Here is a 6,447-nt window from a genome sequence, read left to right as displayed (position 1 = left end):
CCCTCCCCGCGGGGGCGCCGCGGGGGGGGGGGCGGGGGGGGCCCCCGCGGGGCGGGGGGGGGCCCGCCCCCGGGCGGGCCCGCCCCCCGCCCCCCCCCCCACGACAGTCCGGCGATCCCGGGATCCCGTGTGGTGCGCGCTCCGGGTTCCTGGGCCGGCTCGGGCCGCCGCCCGCCGGTCACTCGTAGTGCCGGGCCTCGATGACATTCCCGTCCGGGTCGCGGAAGTAGAAGCTGCGGCGGGCCGGGCCGCGGGCGCCGTAGGAGTCGTGGGAGACGTCGGACAGGGGGATCTCGTGGTCCCGCAGCCGGGTGTGGAGGGCGTCGAAGCCGGCCTGCGGGAGGGCGACGCAGACGTGGTTGACGGGGTGGCCCGCGCTCTGTGCGGCCCCGGGCAGCATCGTCATGCGCTCGGCCATGGTGAGCGGCATCAGGTCGATGATGGATTCCTCGTTGAGCCGTACGGAGGGGAACGCGACCTTGCCCGCCGCGAATTCGGCGAGCCGCAGGGGCGCGAGGCCGACCGTCCGCTCGTAGAAGCCGGCCGCGGTGATCGGATCGCGCACCCAGAGGACCACATGGTCGAGACGTGTCAGGTTGTCCGTCATGCCTCCAGCCTGGTGGGCCGCCGGACGGGCCGCAAAGGGTTTGGCGGCGGGCGGCGCCCGCCAGAGATGAGGCAGGACGACTGACAGGAGGCAGATGTGACGCCGGTGGTGTCCGAAGAGGTACGGGAGGCCGTCGAGGCGGGGCGTCCCGTGGTGGCCCTGGAGTCGACGATCATCGCGCACGGGCTCCCCCGGCCGCGCAATCTGCGGGTGGCGGAGGAACTGGAGGCGGTCGTACGGCAGCAGGGGGCCGTACCGGCGACGATCGCCGTGCTGGACGGGCGGCCGTGTGTCGGCCTCGACAAGGCGCAGCTGGAGCGGATCGCCACCGAGGACGGGATCCGCAAGCTGGGTCACCGGGATCTGCCGCTGGCGGTGGCGTCCGGGGCGAGCGGTGCCACGACGGTGTCGGCGACGGCGCTGCTGGCGGCGCGGGCGGGCGTACGGGTGTTCGCGACGGGCGGGCTCGGCGGGGTGCACCGGGAGTGGACGGTGACGCTGGACGAGTCGGCGGACCTGGGGCTGCTCGCGCGGACCCGGATCACGGTGGTGTGCGCGGGCGTCAAGTCGATCCTCGACGTCCCGGCGACCTTGCAGCGGCTGGAGACGCTCGGCGTGGCGGTCGCCGGATACGGAACGGACCGCTTCCCCGGGTTCTATCTCGCCGACTCCGGCCATCCGGTGGACTGGAGGCTCGACACGCCCGGTCAGGTGGCGGACGTCATGCGGGCGCAGGACGCGCTCGGCGGGCCCGCCTCGGCGCTGATCGTCGCCCAGCCGGTGCCCCGGGAGGATCAGCTGGATCCCGCGCTGCACGCGCGCGTGCTGGCCGACGCGTTGCGCGCGTGCGAGGCGCGGGGCGTCACCGGTCAGGGCGTCACGCCGTTCCTCCTGGACTACCTGGTGCGCCACACCGACGGTGCCTCCCTGGCGGCCAACCTGGCGGCGGTACGGGGGAATGTGCGGCTGGCGGCGGAGATCGCCGGGGTCTGGGCCGAGGCGGAGTGAAGGAGGCCGGTGCGGGCCCCGCGGGCACGCGCGGGGCGCTGCTGGTCGTCGGGGATGTCATCACCGATGTGGTCGCCCGGCATCGCGGGCCGCTCGCGGCCGGGACCGACACGGTCGCGGCGATCCGTACGGTGCCCGGTGGCGCGGGCGCCAATGTGGCCTGCTGGGCGGCGCATTGGGGCTGCGCGGACGTACGGCTGCTCGGGCGGGTCGGCGCGGACACGGCCGGATGGCATGAGCGGGAACTCGCGGCGTGCGGTGTACGGCCGTTGCTGGTGGTCGATCCGCGGGCGCCGACCGGGACGGTGATCTGCCTCGTCGACGCGGGCTCGGATGCCGAACGGACGTTCCTGACCGACAGCGGGGCGTCGTTGCGGATCGGTCCCGGCGACTGGTCGGACGCCCTGCTCGACGGGGTCGTACGGCTGCATCTGTCGGGGTATCTGCTGTTCTCGGAGTCGGGCCGGGCCCTGGTGGGCGTGGCGCTGGCGGCGGCGGGTGAGCGGGGTGTGCCGGTGAGTCTGGATCCGGCGTCCGTGGGGTTTCTGCGGGAGTTGGGCGTCGCCCGGTTCCTGTCGCTGGTCGCGGGGCTCGATGTGCTGTTGCCGAGCAGTGCGGAGGCGGTTCTGCTGACGGGACTGTCCGACGCGGCGCAGGCGGCGGCCGAGTTGAGCCGCCGGGTGCCGCTGGTGGTCGCCAAGCATGGGGCGCGGGGTGCGCTGGTGGCCTGGGAGGGGGCGGTACGCGCGCGTACCGGCGGTTGCGGCGACGCCCCACGACACGACCGGCGCCGGGGACGCCTTCACGGGGGCCTTCCTCGCGGCGCTGGTCGCGGGGGCCGGGGTCGAGGAGGCGGCGGCGCAGGGGTGCCGGGCGGGAGCGGCGGCGGTGGAGCGGGTGGGCGGCAGACCTGCGGGGGCGAGGCGTCGCGGAGGCCGGGAGAGGGGGGAATCAGCGGTCTGACGAGGGCTGGTGAAGGAGCCCTCGATTCCCTGCGCATCGGGGCAGGGCGGGCAGTGGCTGGAGCGGCGTGCGCCAGGTCGAAGCTCTGCCCCGGCGGCCCGTCGGTGCCCACGTCGTGACGGCACACCTCGATCGGGGGGCGGGCGGCGGAGGTGGTCGTCCGCGAGGTGTCGATGTCGGTGGTGAGGACCCCGGAGGCGGCCTTTCCGGTCGGGCCGACCTGACCTGTGAACCTCCTTTGCCCACAAGCGAGAACAAAGTTGTCCACAGGCGGGAACAAAGCGGAATCCCCGCTATCCACAGGCTTACACGGTGTTGACCCAGCCCTGGCAAACTGGCGCGACAGGGCTGCGGAGACGCGGCACGGGGGGAATTCACGCAAGGAGATCACGATGTCCATGGCAGGGAATCTGCGGAAGGTCACCAGCCTCGGCGCGGTCGACGGCCTGCGCCGGGTGGCCCGGATGGCGCGGCGGCGCCGACGGGTCGATCTGAGCCATCCCGCCCGGTCCCCGCTGGGTTCGTCCGTGGTCAACTGCGTGGCCTACGAGTACGGGTGCCGGGTTCCCACCTGCGTGGATCTGGTGGACGCGGTGGAGCGGGTGCGCAAGACGGGCGAGGGCTTCGTCTGGCTGGGGCTGCATGAGCCCACGGCCCGGGAGTTCGCCGGGATCGCCGAGTTGTTCGATCTGCATCCGCTGGCGGTGGAGGACGCGATCGAGGCCCATCAGCGGCCGAAGGTGGAGCGGTACGGCGAATCGCTGTTCGCGGTGTTCAAGACGGTCACCTATGTCGAGCACGAGGAACTCACCGCGACCAGTGAGGTGGTGGACACCGGCGAGATCATGGTGTTCGTCGGCCGGGACTTCGTCATCACGGTGCGGCATGGCAGCCATGGCTCGCTGGGGCCGCTGCGGGAGGAGCTGGAGGCGTCGCCCGAGCAGCTCGCGAAGGGTCCGTCGGCGGTGCTGCACGCGGTGGCGGACCATGTGGTCGACGACTACCTCAATGTCGTGGAGTCCGTGCAGGAGGACATCGACCAGGTCGAGACGGACGTCTTCGCGGAGAACGGGGCGCGGGCCGACCCCGGCCGTATCTACCAGCTCAAGCGGGAACTGCTGGAGCTGAAGCGGGCCGTGGCGCCGCTGGGCCGTCCGCTGCTGGAGCTGTCCGACCCGACCCTGCGGACCGTCGACGGGGAGATACGGGCGTACTTCCGCGATGTCTCCGACCATCAGCAGCGGGCGGCGGAGCAGATCGCCGCGTTCGACGAAATACTCAACTCCATACTCCAGGCCCATCTCGCACAGGTGACGGTCGCGCAGAACGAGGACATGCGGAAGATCACGGCGTGGGCGGCGATCATCGCCGTGCCGACCATGGTCTGCGGGATGTACGGGATGAACTTCGACAACATGCCGGAGCTGCACTGGCGCTACGGCTACGGCATGGTCATGGGCGTCATATCCGTGATCTGCGTGACGCTGTACCGCCGCTTCCGGCGGATCGGCTGGCTTTGACGGGTGTCGCACCGGCGCGGGTCGGAGCCCGGCGCCGGTGCCGGTGTCGCGTAGGCCCGGGTCAGCGCCGGTACCGGAGCCGCGCAGGCGCGGGTCAGCGCGTGGCGCTCCGGGCGTAGACGCGTTCGGCCCAGCTCGCGATCTGGCCGTCCGTCAGATGCTGGGCCAGGTCGGCCTCGCTGATCATGCCGACGAGACGCTTGTTCTCGATGACGGGCAACCGGCGGATCTGGTGCTCCTGCATCTCGTGGAGCACCTCGCTGACATCGGCGTCCGAGTCGATCCAGCGGGGGGTGCCCTGGGCCATCTCGCCCGCGGTGACCTTGGCCGGGTCGTGGCCCATGGCCACACAGCCGATCACGATGTCGCGGTCGGTGAGGATGCCGCAGAGCCGGTCGTCGGGGTCGCCGATGGGCAGGGCGCCGACGTTCAGCTCACGCATCAGCTGGGCGGCGCGGTCGAGGGTCTCGTGGGTGGGTATCCACTGGGCACCACGGTGCATGATGTCTCCGGCGGTGGTCATGAAGTACCTCCCGGTGCCGGGCGGCCGTCGCGACGCGGGACACGCCGCTGGTCCCGGCGCCCTCATTCTCGCCGCGCCACGGGGCCCACGCACCCGGAGCCGCCGGGTGCCGCCGGGACCGGGCTCCGGTGTCCGGGCCCATCGGCTCAGGCCGAGAATCCGATGATCTTGTGCGGCACCACGCGCACGATCACCCGGACCTGGTCGTCCCTCTCCCCGGGCGGGTCGGCGCCCAGGTACTTGTGCGACAGCTCGCGCGGGAGCCGTTTGGCCTCGTCGGGAAGGATCTCGGCGGTGCCGCGGATCTCGACCGAGGTGTACGGGTTGGCGAGGTCGTAGACGGAGAGGCTGATCCGGGGGTCGCGGCGCAGGTTGCGCACCTTCTGGCGGTTGTCGATGGAGGAGAAGAGCACGGTGTCGTCCTCGCGTTTGATCCAGACGACCGAGTTCTGCGGGGCGCCGTCGGGGCCGATGGTGGCGACGCCGGCGAAATTCTTGCCGTCGAGGAGGGCGCGGACGGCAGCGTCGAAAGTGACGGGTGCGGTGGAGTCGTTCATGACCCCACCCTAGGTATATGCACGCGCACATAAAGGGGTTTCGTTGAAATCCGTCGACCGGCATCGGTGGACGACCGGCGCCGCCGCGCGGTCATCCCTTCCCGCCGCCCCACGCCGGGTGGCGCGGGTCGTCGGCGCGGACCAGGACATCGGCGGTGCCGGCCGGATCGGTCTCGGCCCTGTAGCGCTCGAAGGCGGGGAGGGTCCAGTGGTCGGCCCCGGGGGTGCGGCGGCGCAGGGCCGCCGGGGAGAGGAGGACGTGGACGGTGAGGTCGAAGGGGAACCAGTGCCGGAGCAGGAGGGGGCCGTGGAGCAACAGCGTTCCGCCGGGCGGGAGTCGGACGTAGTCGCTGCGGGTGGCGCGGTCGGTGGCCGGATCGCGCAGGTCGGGCAGGACGCGGCCGTCACCGCCGGGTTCGAGCGGGCCGAACACCTCGCGCCACAGGGCGCCGGTGTCGAACCAGCCGTCGAGGTAGGCGTCCACGTCCCGGTGTCCGTGCTCCAGCCGCAGCGAGGCGGGTCGGAGAAATCCCTCGACGCCGACGCAGAGCGCGGGCCTGCCGCGGACCCGCAGGGCTTCCCGTACACGTTCGGCGAGGTCACCGGGGCGGGCCGCCGGAGCGCCGTCGAAGGCGATACGGGGCCAGGGGCTGCCGTCGGCCGGTTCGAGGTCGAGCAGCCGGTCGGCGAGCAGGTCGCCGAGCCGGTCCCAGGTGATCGCTTCGAATCGCACCCGACCATGATCGGTCAGTCCGGTCGGGCACCGGAACACCGCGGCCGGTGGGGGCCGTCGCGTGGAAGGGGTGCCGGGGCCGGGACGGAAGCGGACATGGCGACACCGTCGACAGGCCCAACCCCTCTCTCCTCGCCCGGACTTCTCGCCGTCGAGCCCCTGAGACGCAAGCGTTGTGCGGCCTGCGGGCGTGGGGCGCAGGCGATGCTGGTGCTGGAGGTGGCGCCCCGTTGTCCCGGCTGTGCCGATCTGGGGCAGCTGGTCCATCTGCCGCGCGGCGACACGGGCGCTGACCCGCAGGGCGCGCGAGGAGAGCGGGCTGTCGGTGGTCGTGGTGTTGTTCAACCGGCGCCGGGCGCGTTGTGAACGCCGGGGCGTGCTGGTCGAGGTGGCGGGGCTGGGCCGGGGCGGGGCGTGCTGTGTCGCCGACAGGGAGGCGCGGAGACGCGGCCGTCTACGGGACGCGGGCGAAGGGACGTGGGGCGGCAGGCGGCAGGCGGCAGGCGGCAGGCGGCAGGCGGCAGGCGGCAGGCGGC

General features: G+C 72.8%; 6 protein-coding genes and 3 pseudogenes. 4 read left to right on the top strand and 5 right to left on the bottom strand.

All coding sequences use genetic code 11. The features are described 5' to 3' along the window. Positions 1-178: 178 nt before the first annotated feature. Positions 179-607 (bottom strand): VOC family protein, encoded by a 429-nt coding sequence (locus ACFRFC_RS35645; RefSeq protein ID WP_382688513.1) that lies wholly within the window; start codon positions 605-607, stop codon positions 179-181. 96 nt (positions 608-703) lie between these two features. On the opposite strand from ACFRFC_RS35645, the gene ACFRFC_RS35640 reads away from it, so the two are divergent. Both ACFRFC_RS35640 and ACFRFC_RS35635 read left to right on the top strand, forming a co-directional pair. Beyond that, entirely contained in the window at positions 704-1,615 is a 912-nt protein-coding gene (locus ACFRFC_RS35640) for a pseudouridine-5'-phosphate glycosidase (RefSeq protein ID WP_382688516.1), read from the top strand. Further along, a pseudogene (locus ACFRFC_RS35635) lies at positions 1,597-2,578 on the top strand (carbohydrate kinase family protein). Before ACFRFC_RS35640 ends, ACFRFC_RS35635 begins: the two are co-directional and overlap by 19 nt. A 64-nt stretch (positions 2,579-2,642) precedes the next feature. On the opposite strand, the pseudogene ACFRFC_RS35630 reads toward ACFRFC_RS35635, so the two are convergent. After that, positions 2,643-2,801, bottom strand: a pseudogene (locus ACFRFC_RS35630) (SAM-dependent methyltransferase); the annotation flags it as partial. Between the two features lie 169 nt (positions 2,802-2,970). Between ACFRFC_RS35630 and ACFRFC_RS35625 the strand changes: the two are divergent. Next, complete coding sequence (locus tag ACFRFC_RS35625) at positions 2,971-4,098, top strand: magnesium and cobalt transport protein CorA (protein ID WP_382688518.1); 1,128 nt, start codon at positions 2,971-2,973, stop codon at positions 4,096-4,098. A 94-nt stretch (positions 4,099-4,192) separates the two neighbouring features. Here the strand turns inward: ACFRFC_RS35625 and ACFRFC_RS35620 are convergent, their stop codons facing one another. The 3 genes from ACFRFC_RS35620 to ACFRFC_RS35610 all read right to left on the bottom strand — a co-directional run bounded on the left by ACFRFC_RS35620 (position 4,193) and on the right by ACFRFC_RS35610 (position 5,911). Beyond that, a complete protein-coding gene (locus tag ACFRFC_RS35620) occupies positions 4,193-4,621 on the bottom strand; it encodes a CBS domain-containing protein (protein ID WP_382688521.1) in 429 nt (142 codons plus the stop codon). Positions 4,622-4,767: 146 nt separating this feature from the next. After that, on the bottom strand, positions 4,768-5,178 hold the full coding sequence (locus ACFRFC_RS35615) for a PPOX class F420-dependent oxidoreductase (RefSeq protein ID WP_382688524.1): 411 nt from the start codon (positions 5,176-5,178) through the stop codon (positions 4,768-4,770). Between the two features lie 91 nt (positions 5,179-5,269). Beyond that, complete coding sequence (locus ACFRFC_RS35610; protein ID WP_382688527.1) at positions 5,270-5,911, bottom strand: uridine kinase; 642 nt, start codon at positions 5,909-5,911, stop codon at positions 5,270-5,272. A 241-nt stretch (positions 5,912-6,152) separates the two neighbouring features. On the opposite strand from ACFRFC_RS35610, the pseudogene ACFRFC_RS35605 reads away from it, so the two are divergent. Further along, a pseudogene (locus ACFRFC_RS35605) lies at positions 6,153-6,447 on the top strand (hypothetical protein); the annotation flags it as partial.

This window comes from Streptomyces sp. NPDC056734, from assembly GCF_042790455.1.
GTDB lineage: Bacteria > Actinomycetota > Actinomycetes > Streptomycetales > Streptomycetaceae > Streptomyces.
The sequence above is the reverse complement of the archived record's forward strand: the minus strand, read 5'-3'. Positions and strand labels throughout refer to the sequence as shown.